Annotated in this window: 12 protein-coding genes and 1 riboswitch; of the genes, 5 read left to right on the top strand and 7 right to left on the bottom strand. The window is 61.5% G+C overall.

Annotated elements, in window-relative coordinates:
• Nucleotides 1-38: 38 nt before the first annotated feature.
• On the bottom strand, nucleotides 39-941 hold the full coding sequence (locus tag FPT15_RS00960; RefSeq protein WP_145157676.1) for a LysR family transcriptional regulator: 903 nt from the start codon (nucleotides 939-941) through the stop codon (nucleotides 39-41).
• Between the two features lie 108 nt (nucleotides 942-1,049).
• Between FPT15_RS00960 and FPT15_RS00955 the strand changes: the two genes are divergently transcribed.
• Both FPT15_RS00955 and FPT15_RS00950 read left to right on the top strand, forming a co-directional pair.
• Nucleotides 1,050-2,291, top strand: coding sequence for a D-amino acid dehydrogenase (locus FPT15_RS00955; protein WP_145157674.1), 1,242 nt, complete (start codon nucleotides 1,050-1,052; stop codon nucleotides 2,289-2,291).
• 28 nt (nucleotides 2,292-2,319) lie between these two features.
• Complete coding sequence (locus FPT15_RS00950) at nucleotides 2,320-3,222, top strand: transporter substrate-binding domain-containing protein (protein WP_145157672.1); 903 nt, start codon at nucleotides 2,320-2,322, stop codon at nucleotides 3,220-3,222.
• 134 nt (nucleotides 3,223-3,356) lie between these two features.
• Here FPT15_RS00950 and FPT15_RS00945 read toward each other — a convergent pair whose 3' ends face one another.
• Both FPT15_RS00945 and FPT15_RS00940 read right to left on the bottom strand, forming a co-directional pair.
• A complete protein-coding gene (locus tag FPT15_RS00945) occupies nucleotides 3,357-4,076 on the bottom strand; it encodes a 16S rRNA (uracil(1498)-N(3))-methyltransferase (RefSeq protein WP_145157669.1) in 720 nt (239 codons plus the stop codon).
• Between the two features lie 32 nt (nucleotides 4,077-4,108).
• Nucleotides 4,109-5,515 (bottom strand): adenosylmethionine--8-amino-7-oxononanoate transaminase, encoded by a 1,407-nt coding sequence (locus tag FPT15_RS00940; RefSeq protein WP_145157666.1) that lies wholly within the window; start codon nucleotides 5,513-5,515, stop codon nucleotides 4,109-4,111.
• 273 nt (nucleotides 5,516-5,788) lie between these two features.
• Here FPT15_RS00940 and FPT15_RS00935 point away from each other — a divergent pair, with 273 nt between their 5' ends.
• Both FPT15_RS00935 and FPT15_RS00930 read left to right on the top strand, forming a co-directional pair.
• A complete protein-coding gene (locus tag FPT15_RS00935; RefSeq protein ID WP_106575643.1) occupies nucleotides 5,789-6,340 on the top strand; it encodes a cytochrome b in 552 nt (183 codons plus the stop codon).
• Between the two features lie 32 nt (nucleotides 6,341-6,372).
• The gene (locus tag FPT15_RS00930) at nucleotides 6,373-6,969 is read left to right on the top strand and encodes a YceI family protein (protein ID WP_145157664.1); all 597 of its coding nucleotides are present in this window, start codon (nucleotides 6,373-6,375) and stop codon (nucleotides 6,967-6,969) included.
• A 69-nt stretch (nucleotides 6,970-7,038) separates the two neighbouring features.
• Here FPT15_RS00930 and FPT15_RS00925 read toward each other — a convergent pair whose 3' ends face one another.
• From FPT15_RS00925 to ahcY, 4 genes are all read right to left on the bottom strand, one after another.
• Nucleotides 7,039-8,925: a DEAD/DEAH box helicase gene (locus tag FPT15_RS00925; protein ID WP_145157662.1), complete on the bottom strand. Its 1,887-nt coding sequence runs from the start codon at nucleotides 8,923-8,925 to the stop codon at nucleotides 7,039-7,041.
• Between the two features lie 221 nt (nucleotides 8,926-9,146).
• Nucleotides 9,147-9,938 carry an ABC transporter substrate-binding protein gene (locus tag FPT15_RS00920; protein WP_145157659.1) on the bottom strand — a complete coding sequence of 264 codons (792 nt, stop codon included), beginning with the start codon at nucleotides 9,936-9,938 and terminating at the stop codon, nucleotides 9,147-9,149.
• A 130-nt stretch (nucleotides 9,939-10,068) separates the two neighbouring features.
• Nucleotides 10,069-10,914, bottom strand: a complete 846-nt coding sequence (gene metF / locus FPT15_RS00915) for a methylenetetrahydrofolate reductase [NAD(P)H] (protein ID WP_145157656.1) — start codon at nucleotides 10,912-10,914, stop codon at nucleotides 10,069-10,071.
• Between the two features lie 178 nt (nucleotides 10,915-11,092).
• Nucleotides 11,093-12,502: an adenosylhomocysteinase gene (ahcY, locus tag FPT15_RS00910; protein ID WP_145157652.1), complete on the bottom strand. Its 1,410-nt coding sequence runs from the start codon at nucleotides 12,500-12,502 to the stop codon at nucleotides 11,093-11,095.
• Between the two features lie 21 nt (nucleotides 12,503-12,523).
• Nucleotides 12,524-12,630, bottom strand: a riboswitch (S-adenosyl-L-homocysteine riboswitch).
• 198 nt (nucleotides 12,631-12,828) lie between these two features.
• Here ahcY and FPT15_RS00905 point away from each other — a divergent pair.
• Nucleotides 12,829-13,233 (top strand): acyl-CoA thioesterase, encoded by a 405-nt coding sequence (locus FPT15_RS00905; protein WP_064454506.1) that lies wholly within the window; start codon nucleotides 12,829-12,831, stop codon nucleotides 13,231-13,233.
• Nucleotides 13,234-13,239 lie beyond the last annotated feature (6 nt).

The raw sequence follows: 13,239 nt of genomic DNA, 5'->3' as shown, positions 1-13,239 counted from the left end.
ACCGAGGCGATGCTATCGCAGGCAAGCCAGCTCCCACATCACAAGCGTTCCAGCAGTTCACACGCGCGCTTGCCGAAAATCTTCAGCAGGTTCGCCAGCATATGCGGCGGCGGTTCATCGGCGCGGGTCAGCGCGTACAGGGTGATCGGCAGCGGCGGGGTGAGCGTGCGGATGCAGGTGGTGGCCGTCGATGCGCCGAGGGCGGTGAAGGGATCGATCACGGTCAGGCCGGCGCCGGACTCCACCATGGCCCGGGCCAGGGAATAGGTCTGGACAGAAATGGTCACTCGTGGCGGCGGGTCGACATTTTCCAGATAGCTGTCGAGCTTGGCCGCCAAGGGGTCGGCACTGGACAGGCCAATCAACGGCGCACCCGCCAGGTCAGTCAGTGGCAACGGTTTGCTCATTTGGGCCTCAGGCCAGTAACCCTTGGAAGCCAACGCCACCAGCCCCCCATTGGCCAACACTTGCGTGGTCAAACCCGGATGGCCGGAGAAGTTGAGGGTCAGCGCCAGGTCGATCTCACGCATCAACAGCTTCTGCACCAGCTCCCGGCTATGGTCGCTGGACAGCTCGCAGGCGATGTCCGGGTAGGCGCGCTTCCACTCCAGAATCGAAGGCGGTAGCAGTGACAATGCCAGGGCAGGGATCGCACCGATGCGCACGCTCTGGCCCGGCTCGCGGCGCAAGCTCTTGGCCAGCCGCCGCACACCTTGCAGGCTCTCGGTAACTTTCTCGACTTCGCTTTCCAGCGCCAGGGCTTCCGGGGTGGGCTGCAGTTTGCCGCGCACGCGCAGAAACAGCGGGAAGCCCAGTTGCAGCTCGGCATGCTGCAATACCTTGGTCACCGCCGGTTGCGAGACATGCAGCAACTGCGCGGCGGCGCTGACGGAGCCGGTCTGGCGGATGGCCTGGAAGATTTCGATATGACGCAAGCGCATGGCACGTCCATAACCTTTGTTTATAGGTGAGCCATCTTTATTCATTGTCGGTGGCCTGTCACCTGCCCCTAGGCTTGAGGCCTGTTAACTCAAGTGCGGGTGAGGGGAATGGCCAAGCGGGTTTGCATCATCGGCGGCGGTGTCATCGGTCTGGCGAGTGCATACGCTTTGGTGCGCGCAGGCCATGAAGTCACGGTGATCGACGCGCGCGACAGCCTGGGCAGCGAAACCAGTTTTGCCAACGGCGGGCAACTGTCTTACCGCTATGTCGCGCCGCTGGCCGACGCCGGCGTGCCCCGGCAAGCGCTGGGCTGGCTGCTGCGTGGGGACTCGCCGTTGACCCTGCGCCCGCGTCTCGATCCCCGACAATGGCGCTGGATGGCGTCCTTCCTGGGCGCCTGCCGGGGTTCGGTGAACAAGCGTAACGCCGCTCACCTGCTGCGCCTGGCGTCTTTGAGCCAGGCCACTTTGCAGCAATGGCGCGAGGATGATCGCCTGGACGGCTTCGACTGGCGGCGCAACGGCAAGCTGGTGACCTTTCGCAGTACCCGCACCTTTGAGCTTGCGCGCAGCAAGGTCACCGATTTTCTGCAACAACAGGTGCTGTCGGCCGCCGATTGCGCGCGCCTGGAGCCGGCGCTGGTGGGGGACGGTTTTGTCGGCGGTATTTACACGCCAAATGAAGAGGTCGCAGATTGCCATGCCTTCTGCCAACGACTGGCCGCGCGGCTTGAGGCCTCCGGGCGCTGTTCCTTTTTGCTTGGCCGCAAGGTTACGGGGCTACGTCACGGCGACGGTGCGGTGCAGGCCATCGATTTAGGCGATGAAACGATGCCGGTCGACCAGCTTGTAATCGCTGCCGGGCATCGCAGCGCCGAGTTAGCGTTGCCGGGCCTGGCCCTTGCGCTGTATCCACTCAAAGGCTACAGCCTGAGCGTGCCGATTGGCGTGCAGCACCGGGCGCCGAATGTGAGCATCACCGACTACGACCGCAAGATCGTCTACGCGCGGATCGGCGAGCAACTGCGTGTGGCCGCGATGGTCGACATTGTCGGCTTTGACGCCCGCCTTGAGCCCAAACGCCTGGCGCTGATCAAACGCCACGCGTTGGAGACGTTTCCCCATGGCGGCGATTACGCCCACGCCGTCGAATGGGCCGGTATGCGCCCGGCCACGCCGACCGGTGTGCCGCTGATTGGCGCGAGTGCTTATCGCAATCTGTGGCTGAACCTGGGTCACGGTGCGCTCGGCTTTACCTTGGCCTGTGGCAGCGGCCAACTGCTGGCCGAGCTGATCGGCCAGCAGGCGCCTTCCATTGATATGCAGGGCCTGGCGCCCCGCGCGGCTTGATTCGTCACACCACCAACGGAGGATAACAATGAAAAGAATCCTGTTGACCGGCTGCACCCTGGGGCTTTTGTTGGGCGCTCAGGTTCAGGCGACTGAAGCACCTCTGGACGGCACGTTGGGCAAGATCGCCAGCGCCAAGTCCATCACGCTGGGCTATCGCGATGCGTCGGTGCCGTTTTCCTACGTAGGTGACCACAGCGGCCAGCCCATGGGTTATTCAGTGGAGTTGGCGGGCAAGATCGTCGAGCGCATCCAGCAGAAAACCGGCGTGCCCAACCTTGGCGTGAAGTACACCCTGGTGACGTCCCAGACCCGCATCCCGCTGGTGCAGAACGGCACTGTGGACCTGGAATGCGGCTCCACCGGGGTGACCGCCGAGCGCCAGAAACAGGTGGCGTTTTCGTACGGGTTTATCTACGTGAAGGGCCAGTTGCTGACCGCCAAGGACAGCGGTATCAACGGGTTTGACGACCTCAAGGGCAGGAACGTGGTGACCACCGCCGGCACCACCAATGAGCGGTACCTCAAGCACTACAACGCCGAACACAAAAGCAACCTGTCGGTGATCAGTGCCAAGGACCACGGCGAAGCCTTCAAGATGCTCGAGACCGGCCGCGCGGCGGCGTTCTACATGGACGATGCGCTGCTCTACGGCGAGCGCGCCAAGGCCCGCGACCCGCACCGCTGGGTGGTGGTGGGCAAGGAGCAGTCGCGGGAGATCTACAGCTGCATGGTGCGCAAGGACGACCCGCAGTTTCTGGCGGTGGTCAACGAGACGCTGGCTGACCTTTACCGCTCCGGGGAAATCAACGGGATTTACCAGCGTTGGTTTGAACAGCCGATCCCGCCCAAGGGCTTGAACCTGGAGTTCCCGATGACGGCTGAGTTGAAGGCGATTATTGCCAAGCCGGTCAGTGACCCGGTGGAGTAGCGAAGTGTTAACCCGATCACTGTGGGAGCAGGCTTGCCTGCGATAGCGTCGGCACATTCAACATCGTTGTTGTTTGGTACACCGCTATCGCAGGCAAGCCAGCTCCCACATTCGAGTGGGTTTGCACAGCGGGGTTAGAAGTCGCCCCACAGTTGCTGGGCGACGGCCAGCGCAACCACTGGCGCCGTCTCAGTGCGCAGCACGCGCGGGCCGAGGCGGGCGGCGTGGAAGCCGGCGCTTTGGGCGGTGTCGACTTCGTTATCGGTCAAGCCACCTTCAGGCCCGATCAAAAACGCCAGGCTGGCAGGCTTGGCATGGCTGATCATCGGCGCGGCTACCGGGTGCAGCACCAGCTTCAACTCCGCCTCGGCCTGCTTCAACCAGTCGGCCAGCAGCAGCGGCGGATGAATCACCGGCACCGTCGAACGCCCGCATTGCTCACATGCGCTGATCGCCACCTGGCGCCAGTGCAGCAGGCGTTTGTCGGCGCGCTCGTCCTTGAGGCGCACTTCGCAGCGGTCGCTGAAAATCGGCGTGATTTCATTCACGCCCAGCTCCGTGGCTTTCTGAATCGCCCAGTCCATACGCTCGCCCCGAGACAAGCCCTGGCCGAGGTGAATGTGCAGCGGCGATTCGCTCTGGCCTGCGAAGCTTTGCGTGAGCTGCACGCTGACGCGTTTTTTACCGACCTCCAGCAACGTGCCCAAAAACTCCTGGCCGGAGCCGTCGAACAGTTGCACGGCATCGCCTTCGCCCATGCGCAATACACGGCTGATGTAGTGGGCCTGGGCTTCGGGCAGTTCGTGCTCGCCGAGGCTCAGCGGGGTGTCGGTGAAAAAGCGGGACAGTCTCATTTCTGTTCTCTGGAAAATTTAAGTAGGTGCTATCAGCCCGGATCACGGAAGCCTGGATGGAAGTCTTTCGGCACCGCAACGCTGACTTTATCGTTGGTGGCGATATCGATGCCTTCACTGGCCACTTGCGCCAAAAAGTCGATCTGCTCCGGTGTGATCACATACGGCGGCAGGAAATACACCACGCTGCCCAATGGCCGCAACAGCGCGCCGCGCTCCAGGGCATGTTCGAAGACTTTCAGGCCACGGCGTTCCTGCCACGGGTAGGCGGTCTTGGTGGCTTTGTCCTGGACCATCTCGATGGCCAGTACCATGCCGGTCTGGCGCACTTCGGACACGTGCGGGTGGTCCGCCAGGTGCGCGGTGGCGGTGGCCATGCGCTGGGCCAGCGCCTTGTTGTTTTCGATGACGTTGTCTTCTTCGAAAATATCCAGGGTCGCCAGGGCCGCCGCGCAGGCCAGCGGGTTGCCGGTGTAGCTGTGGGAGTGCAGGAAGGCGCGCAGGGTCGGGTAGTCGTCGTAGAAGGCGTCGTAGACATCGTCGGTGGTGACCACGGCGGCCAACGGCAGGTAGCCGCCGGTGAGGGCCTTGGACAGGCACAGGAAGTCCGGACGGATGCCGGCCTGTTCACAGGCGAACATCGTGCCGGTACGGCCGAAGCCCACGGCGATTTCGTCGTGGATCAGGTGCACGCCGTAGCGGTCGCAGGCCTCGCGCAGCAGCTTGAGGTACACCGGATGGTACATGCGCATGCCGCCAGCGCCCTGGATCAGCGGTTCGACGATCACGGCGGCCACGGTATCGTGGTTTTCGGCGAGGGTCTGTTCCATGGCCAGGAACATGTTCCGGGAATGTTCTTCCCAGCTCATGCCTTCGGGGCGCAGGTAGCAGTCCGGGCTCGGCACCTTGATGGTGTCCAGCAGCAAGGCCTTGTAGGTTTCGGTAAACAACGGCACATCGCCCACCGACATCGCGGCGATGGTTTCGCCGTGGTAGCTGTTGGTCAGGGTCACGAAGCGCTTTTTGTTCGGCAGGCCGCGGTTGAGCCAGTAGTGAAAGCTCATCTTCAGCGCGACTTCGATGCACGACGAACCGTTATCGGCATAGAAGCAGCGGGTCAGGCCTTCGGGCGTCATTTTGACCAGGCGTTCGGACAGCTCGATCACCGGCTGGTGGCTGAACCCGGCGAGGATCACGTGTTCCAGTTGGTCGACCTGATCCTTGATGCGCTGGTTGATGCGCGGGTTGGCGTGCCCGAATACGTTGACCCACCAGGAACTGACCGCATCGAGGTAGCGCTTGCCTTCGAAGTCTTCCAGCCACACGCCTTCACCGCGCTTGATCGGGATCAGCGGCAGTTGCTGGTGGTCTTTCATTTGGGTGCAGGGATGCCAGAGCACCGCGAGGTCGCGTTGCATCCACTGGTTATTCAAGCCCATCGGTTATCTCCTCGAAGCGGTCCTGCGGCCGGCGCAGGCGTAACAATCGCGCAAGCCTATGCAATGCCAGGCGGTGTCACAACCCATTACGGATGAATTGGCAGTAAACGCGGGACGGTCTGTCACGTTTCTCAGGAATAGTCCTTAATCCATTGTTAACGTACTGTGCATAACCTCTTGATCGTATTTCTCGATATTTCAAAGCGAAATTTTCCGCTTTAATTCGATAGGTAAATCGCTAGTCTTGGGCACAGTTCTTACGGGATTTGGGACATGCAGCTACGTAATTCACCGGCCCGCTATGGTTGGGTCAGCATGGTTTTGCACTGGGGCGTGGCCCTGGTGGTGTTTGGTTTGTTCGCGCTGGGCCTGTGGATGGTCGGTCTCGACTACTACAGCGCCTGGCGCAAAGACGCGCCCGACCTGCACAAGAGCATCGGCATCACACTGTTCGCCATCATGCTCGTGCGCATCGTCTGGCGTTTGGTCAGCCCGCCACCACCGCCGCTGGCCAGCTACAGTCGTTTGACCCGTTTGGGCGCTGCGTTTGGCCATGCGTTCCTGTATCTCGGGCTGTTTGCCGTGATGATTGCCGGTTACCTGATTTCCACCGCAGACGGTGTCGGTATCCCGGTGTTTGGCCTGTTTGAGATTCCTGCCGTGGTTTCCGGGCTACCGGACCAGGCAGACACAGCCGGTGTGGTGCACTTGTACCTTGCCTGGGTGTTGGTGGTCTTTGCCGGTTTGCACGGCGTGGCTGCATTGAAACACCACTTTATCGATCGTGATGCGACCCTCCTGCGAATGCTGGGGCGCAAAGCCTGATGTTCAACCTCGACTCACAAGGAATAGAAAGCATGTTGAAAAAGACACTCGCCGCTCTGGCAATCGGTTCTGCTCTGCTGTCCGCCGGTTCAGCGATGGCCGCTGACTACGTGATCGACAAAGAAGGCCAGCACGCCTTCGTCGACTTCAAGATCAGCCACTTGGGCTACAGCTACATCACCGGTACCTTCAAGGACCTGGACGGCAAGTTCAGCTTCGACGCTGCCAAGCCTGAAGACGCCAAGATCGAAGTGAACGTGCGCACCGCCAGCGTGTTCACCAACCACGCCGAACGTGACAAGCACATCGCCAGCAAAGACTTCCTGGACGTTGCCAAGTTTGCCGACGCCAAGTTCGTGTCCATCAAGGTCACGCCAACCGGCAAGAATGCTGATGGCAAAGTCACTGCTGACGTAGCCGGCGACCTGACCCTGCTGGGCGTGACCAAGCCAGTGGTGGTCAAGGCCACGTTCCTGGGTGAAGGCAAGGATCCATGGGGCGGCTACCGTGCCGGCTTCGAAGGCACCACCACCATCAATCGCCAGGACTTCGGCAAGCAGATGGACCTGGGCCCAGCGTCCAACTCGGTTGAGTTGTACGTGACGTTTGAAGGTGTGAAAGCGAAGTAATTTTCGCCTCGCACACAAAAAATGCCCCGCATCTTTGGATGCGGGGCATTTTTTATGGCGCGTTGAAAATCAGCGGTTGCGGGTCAGCAACGCTGGTTTTTCACCACGAGGACGGCCAGGCAGTTGATCCAACTGCTCGGGTGTCGGGAAGCGGTCAGCCTTCGACTCCTTGTGGATGATTTTCGGCGCCGGGCCACCGCGCGGGTTCTGCACGGCAGGTTCGGACGAGCGTGGCTGGTCGTCACGGGCCGGGCGGCGGTTGTTGCTGCGCGAGTCTTCGCGACGGGCTTGACCGTCACGCGGTGCGCCATTGCGTGGGCCGCTGCGTTTGGCAGGTGGCGTGCCGGTGGTGCCGCCGCTGCTGTTGCGCGGACCATTCTGACGGCCGCCCTGCGGCTGGCCGCCACGTGGAGCGCCTGCGCCTGCACCCTGTGCCGGTGCACCTGGACGACGGCCACGGCCCTGGGCCGGTTTGGCCTGAGGCACGTAGTCAACGCGGTTACCGAAGTTATCCACGTCGTCGTCGAGGAACTCGTCCGGGGCGCGGTCGGCGGCGGCGCGTGGCGGCTGGCTTGGCTGGCGCTGTTCGCGGGCCGGGGTGCCTTCACGGGGCTTTTGCTCACGGGCTGGGCGTTCGCCACGGCCGTTGGTGGGCGCTTTTTCCTTGCCGCCCTTGTCCTTGCCTTTGTCGCGACGGCCACCGCCACCACCGCCGCCGTTCGGGCCATCGCCCTTCGGACCGCGTGGGTTGCGTGGGTTACGCACATCCGGACGCTCGCGCACTTCAGGCTTTTCAGCCTCTACGGCGCTGGCATCGAAGCCCATCAGGTCGCCGTCGGCGATTTTCTGCTTGGTCATGCGCTCGATGCTTTTCAGCAGTTTTTCTTCGTCCGGGGCGACCAGCGAAATGGCCTCGCCCGAGCGACCGGCACGGCCAGTACGGCCGATACGGTGCACATAGTCTTCGTCGACGTTTGGCAGCTCGAAGTTGACCACGTGCGGCAACTGGTCGATATCCAGGCCGCGCGCGGCGATGTCGGTGGCGACCAGGATGCGCACTTCACCGGCCTTGAAATCGGCCAGGGCTTTGGTGCGCGCGTTCTGGCTCTTGTTGCCGTGGATGGCGACGGCGGTAAGGCCGTGTTTGTCCAGGTACTCGGCCAGGCGGTTGGCGCCGTGCTTGGTGCGGGTAAACACCAGCACTTGTTCCCAGGCGCCGGCGGTGATCAGGTGGGCCAGCAGCGCACGCTTGTGGCTGGCAGCCAGGCGGAATACGCGTTGCTCGATCCGCTCGACCGTGGTGTTCGGCGGCGTGACTTCGATACGTTCCGGGTTGTGCAGCAGCTTGCCGGCCAGGGCGGTGATGTCCTGGGAGAACGTTGCCGAGAACAGCAGGTTCTGACGTTTGGCCGGCAGGCGGGCGAGGACCTTTTTCACGTCATGGACAAAGCCCATGTCGAGCATGCGGTCGGCTTCGTCCAGCACGAGGATTTCCACGTGGGACAAGTCAACGCTGCCTTGGCCGCACAGGTCGAGCAAACGACCCGGGCAGGCGACCAGCACGTCAACACCGCGGGACATGGCCTGAACCTGTGGGTTCATGCCGACGCCGCCGAAGATGCAGGCGCTGACGAACTTCAAGTCGCGGGCATACAGCTTGAAGCTGTCGTGCACTTGGGCGGCGAGTTCGCGGGTAGGGGTCAGGACCAGTACGCGCGGCTGGCGCGGGCCGTGACGCTGGGATTTGTCCGGGTGACCGTTGGGGAACAAGCGCTCCAGAATCGGGAGGGCGAAACCACCGGTTTTACCAGTACCTGTCTGAGCCGCAACCATCAGGTCGCGACCTTGCAACACGGCGGGAATGGCCCGCTGTTGCACCGGAGTAGGCTCGGTATAGCCCGCTGCCTCGATGGCGCGGACTAAAGCCTCGGAGAGACCGAGGGAAGCAAAGGACATGAGTAATCCTGTTTTAGTTAGGGCTTGGCCCAAAGGGATAATCTTGCCGGGCGTGAATGGCGCTTAGGGGAGCGCAACCCCGTCCGGTCCTGCTGCGTCTGGCGGGCACTCCACCGGCTCGCGCGGGCTGAAAGCTGCGCAGTAGCTGGGTTAGGTGCCTTTTTCAAGACCTCAGCGGCCGGGCGTGAGCCTGGCGGAAAGGCCGGAGTATAACAGAGCAATCACGGCGCGCTGCTTTCCTGCTGCTCAACGGTGTGTTCAGAGGCCGTAATGGCCTGGATTCCACCGTATTTTGCGCTCAAGGCGGCGTAAGCCGGCTCTTGTTTGAAGCGCTTGAGCTCGGCGGCGAAGCGCTGCACCAGCAAATCCATGCCGGCGCCACGGCGCACCGCGAGAAACTGCGGCTGGCGGCTGACCACCGCGGGCGCCTGGCTGACCTTGCCTTCCAGGCCCATGGCCTTGATCACATGCTGGCCCACTCGGCGGTCCGTAATGACCAGATCGATGCGCCCCAGCGACAGCTTGCCGAAGTTGGCCTCATGGCTGGGCGCCGGCTCGCGGTTGAACAAGGTCGACTCGCTGAAATCTTCGCCGTAGAGGTAGCCCGGGGATGTACCGACGGTGAGCCCGCGCAGATCATCGAGGGTTTCGGCCGGATGAGGGCGGTCGTTGGCGTAGAACAGCACGAACTCGACATCCGACAGCGGCTCGCTGGGGTAAAGCAGCAAGGCGTCGCGCTCATGGCTGTGAAAGATGTCCAGCGCGCCATCGGCATTGCCCTGGTCGAGCATCGCCAGGCAGCGCTTCCAGGGCAGGAATTGCCATTGCACGTCCACGCCCAGGCGTTGGAACACGGTTACCGTGGTTTCGTAATCGAGCCCGCGCATGCTGCCCTTGTCGTCGTAGACGTAGGGGGCCCAGGGCTCGGTGACAATGCGCAGTTTCTCACCGAAAGCGGTGAGGCTCAGGCAAGTAAAAAACACAGCAGTCAACAACTTGAGAATGACAGGCATGCCCTGAGGTTACGACGCTCTTGCGCTAAAGAGAAGCGCTGGCACACGCATTCGCGGCCACGTTGATGTGGCGCATTTAAAACAAAAAGGCCCTCGTATTGACGAGGGCCTTTGAGTCACGGAGCAAGCCTCAGCGTGGCAGCTTGAGGTTGTTCCAGATGGCCAGGCTCGGTTCGGCCTGGTTCAGGGTGTAGAAGTGCAACCCTGGTGCGCCACCTTGCAGCAGTTGTTCGCACATCTGGGTGATGACCTGCTCGCCAAACGCCTGGATGCTTTTGACGTCGTCGCCGTAGGCTTCCAGTTGCTTGCGCACCCAGCGCGGAATCTCAGCGCCGCAAGCGTCGGAGAAACGCGCCAGCTTGCTGTAATTGGTGATCGGCATGATGCCCGGCACGATCGGGATGTTCACACCCATGGCCCGTACACGCTCGACGAAGTAGAAGTAGCTGTCGGCGTTGAAGAAGTACTGGGTGATCGCGCTGTCGGCGCCGGCGTTGGCCTTGCGCACGAAGTTCCGCAGATCGTCTTCGAAATTGCGTGCCTGGGGATGCATCTCCGGGTACGCCGCCACTTCGATATGGAAGTGATCGCCGCTTTCTTCACGGATGAAACTCACCAGGTCATTGGCGTAGCGCAGCTCACCGCTGGCCATGCCCATGCCGGACGGCAAATCGCCACGCAGGGCGACGATGCGCTTGATGCCGGCTTGCTTGTACTGGGTCAGCAGGCCGCGCAGGTCGGCTTTGCTGTCGCCCACGCACGACAAGTGCGGAGCGGCGGGAACTTTGACTTCGCTTTCCAGCTGCAACACGGTGTTGATCGTGCGATCACGGGTCGAACCGCCGGCGCCGTAGGTGCAGGAGAAGAAGTCGGGGTTGTAGCTGGCCAACTGCTTGGCAGTCGCCATCAGTTTTTCATGCCCAGCATCGGTCTTGGTCGGGAAGAACTCGAAGCTGTAGCGACGGTCTTGGGACATGGTAATACCCTTGGGAACTCATAAAACCGGAAGATGTACGCCGTCAATGTGGGAGGGGGCTTGCCCCCGATGACGATGTATCAGTCGACATAGTTGTTAACTGACATTCCGCTATCGGGCGCAAGCCCCCTCCTACATTAGAAGCCCGCTCCCACAAGGGGAGCAGGCAGCAGGCATATCAGTAGCGGTAAGCGTGCGGCTTGAACGGACCTTCAACCGTCACGCCGATGTAGTCGGCCTGGGTCTTGGTCAGTTGAGTCACCACGCCGCCGAAGCCGCGGACCATTTCCAGGGCCACTTCTTCGTCGAGTTTCTTGGGCAGTACTTCCACGGTCAGGCGCTCGGCTTTCTGGGCTGGCGACAGGTCGGCGTACTTCTGGCCAAACAGGAAGATCTGCGCCAGAACCTGGTTGGCGAACGAGCCGTCCATGATGCGGCTTGGGTGGCCAGTGGCGTTGCCCAGGTTAACCAGACGGCCTTCAGCCAGCAGGATCAGGTAGTCGTCGTTCTGCGGATCGAAGTCACCGGCGCCGGTACGGTGAACCTTGTGTACCTGCGGCTTCACTTCTTCCCATGCCCAGTTCTTGCGCATGAAAGCGGTGTCGATTTCGTTGTCAAAGTGACCGATGTTGCACACCACAGCGCGCTTTTTCAGGGCTTTGAGCATGTTCGCGTCGCACACATTCACGTTACCGGTGGTGGTCACGATCAGGTCGATCTTGCCCAGCAGGGCCTTGTCGATGCTCGCTTCGGTGCCGTCGTTCTGGCCGTTGATGAACGGCGAAACCACTTCGAAACCGTCCATGCACGCTTGCATGGCGCAGATCGGGTCAACTTCGGAGACTTTAACGATCATGCCTTCCTGACGCAGGGACTGGGACGAACCCTTGCCCACGTCGCCGTAGCCGATCACCAGGGCTTGCTTGCCCGACAGCAGGTGGTCGGTGCCGCGCTTGATGGCATCGTTCAGGCTGTGACGGCAGCCGTACTTGTTGTCGTTCTTGCTCTTGGTCACCGAGTCGTTGACGTTGATGGCCGGGATTTTCAGCTCGCCCTTGGCCAGCATGTCCAGCAGGCGGTGCACGCCGGTGGTGGTTTCTTCGGTCACGCCGTGGACGCGGTCGAGGATCTGCGGGTATTTCTTGTGCAGCAGCTCAGTCAGGTCGCCGCCGTCGTCGAGGATCATGTTGGCGTCCCATGGCTTGCCATCTTTGAGGATGGTTTGCTCCAGGCACCACTCGTACTCTTCTTCGGTTTCGCCTTTCCAGGCATAAACCGCGATGCCGGCAGCAGCGATAGCAGCAGCGGCCTGGTCTTGAGTCGAGAAAATGTTGCAGGACGACCAACGCACTTCGGCGCCCAGGGCAACCAGGGTTTCGATCAGCACGGCAGTCTGAATGGTCATGTGGATGCAGCCGAGAATCTTCGCGCCTTTGAGCGGTTGCTCAGCGGCGTATTTGCGACGCAGACCCATCAGGGCAGGCATTTCGGATTCGGCGATAAAGGTTTCGCGACGGCCCCAGGCAGCGAGGGACATGTCGGCGACTTTGTAGTCGGTAAAACCTGCAGGCGAGATTACAGCGCTCATGAAGAGCCTCCATTCGTAGTGTGCGAATGGGCGCCGTTGTGCGTTTAGTATCAAACCCGATAAACCAGGCCTGACAACGCCCCATCCGAGCCTGACAGGTCGAGCCTGCTGCAGCGCCCCTCGGACAGGTGGCGGGAGAACGGTATCAATCACAGATGACCGTTTTGAAGCGGTGGCGATTATAGCTGTGTGCGCCAGACTTCCCAAGCCTTTCTGTCGGGCATATGAAGATCGCTCATGGGCTTGATAGGCAATGGCTCATAGAGCTTGGGCCCGGGCTCTGCCATGATGTTGCCCATCATTTCGCAACGCGCTTTGGAGTGACCATGAACTTCCACACCCGCAAATGGGTAAAACCCGAAGACCTCAACCCCAACGGCACCCTGTTCGGCGGCAGCCTGCTGCGCTGGATTGACGAAGAAGCGGCCATCTACGCGATTGTGCAATTGGGCAACCAGCGGGTGGTGACCAAGTACATCTCCGAAATCAACTTCGTCAGCGCCTCGCGCCAGGGCGACATCATCGAGCTGGGCATCACCGCCACCGAGTTCGGCCGCACCTCGATCACCCTGACCTGCGAAGTGCGCAACAAGATCACGCGCAAAAGCATCCTGACCGTAGAAAAAATGGTCTTCGTCAACCTCGGCGAAGACGGCTTGCCGGCGCCCCACGGTCGCACTGAGATCAAGTACGTGAAGGACCAGTTCCAGGAAGACGGCATCAAGGACTAATCCTGT

The sequence above is a fragment of the Pseudomonas sp. RGB genome (genome assembly GCF_007713445.1).
Classification (GTDB): domain Bacteria; phylum Pseudomonadota; class Gammaproteobacteria; order Pseudomonadales; family Pseudomonadaceae; genus Aquipseudomonas.
Note: the sequence above shows the minus strand (reverse complement) of the source record. Positions and strands in the feature narration are given on the sequence as shown.

Coding starts and splice junctions, on each gene's coding strand:
- FPT15_RS00935 (WP_106575643.1), top strand. CDS start 5,789: ATGCAGCTACGTAATTCACCGGCCCGCTATGGTTGGGTCAGCATGGTT.
- FPT15_RS00955 (WP_145157674.1), top strand. CDS start 1,050: ATGGCCAAGCGGGTTTGCATCATCGGCGGCGGTGTCATCGGTCTGGCG.
- FPT15_RS00925 (WP_145157662.1), bottom strand. CDS start 8,925: ATGTCCTTTGCTTCCCTCGGTCTCTCCGAGGCTTTAGTCCGCGCCATC.
- FPT15_RS00905 (WP_064454506.1), top strand. CDS start 12,829: ATGAACTTCCACACCCGCAAATGGGTAAAACCCGAAGACCTCAACCCC.
- FPT15_RS00945 (WP_145157669.1), bottom strand. CDS start 4,076: ATGAGACTGTCCCGCTTTTTCACCGACACCCCGCTGAGCCTCGGCGAG.
- FPT15_RS00960 (WP_145157676.1), bottom strand. CDS start 941: ATGCGCTTGCGTCATATCGAAATCTTCCAGGCCATCCGCCAGACCGGC.
- FPT15_RS00920 (WP_145157659.1), bottom strand. CDS start 9,938: ATGCCTGTCATTCTCAAGTTGTTGACTGCTGTGTTTTTTACTTGCCTG.
- ahcY (WP_145157652.1), bottom strand. CDS start 12,502: ATGAGCGCTGTAATCTCGCCTGCAGGTTTTACCGACTACAAAGTCGCC.
- metF (WP_145157656.1), bottom strand. CDS start 10,914: ATGTCCCAAGACCGTCGCTACAGCTTCGAGTTCTTCCCGACCAAGACC.
- FPT15_RS00950 (WP_145157672.1), top strand. CDS start 2,320: ATGAAAAGAATCCTGTTGACCGGCTGCACCCTGGGGCTTTTGTTGGGC.
- FPT15_RS00930 (WP_145157664.1), top strand. CDS start 6,373: ATGTTGAAAAAGACACTCGCCGCTCTGGCAATCGGTTCTGCTCTGCTG.
- FPT15_RS00940 (WP_145157666.1), bottom strand. CDS start 5,515: ATGGGCTTGAATAACCAGTGGATGCAACGCGACCTCGCGGTGCTCTGG.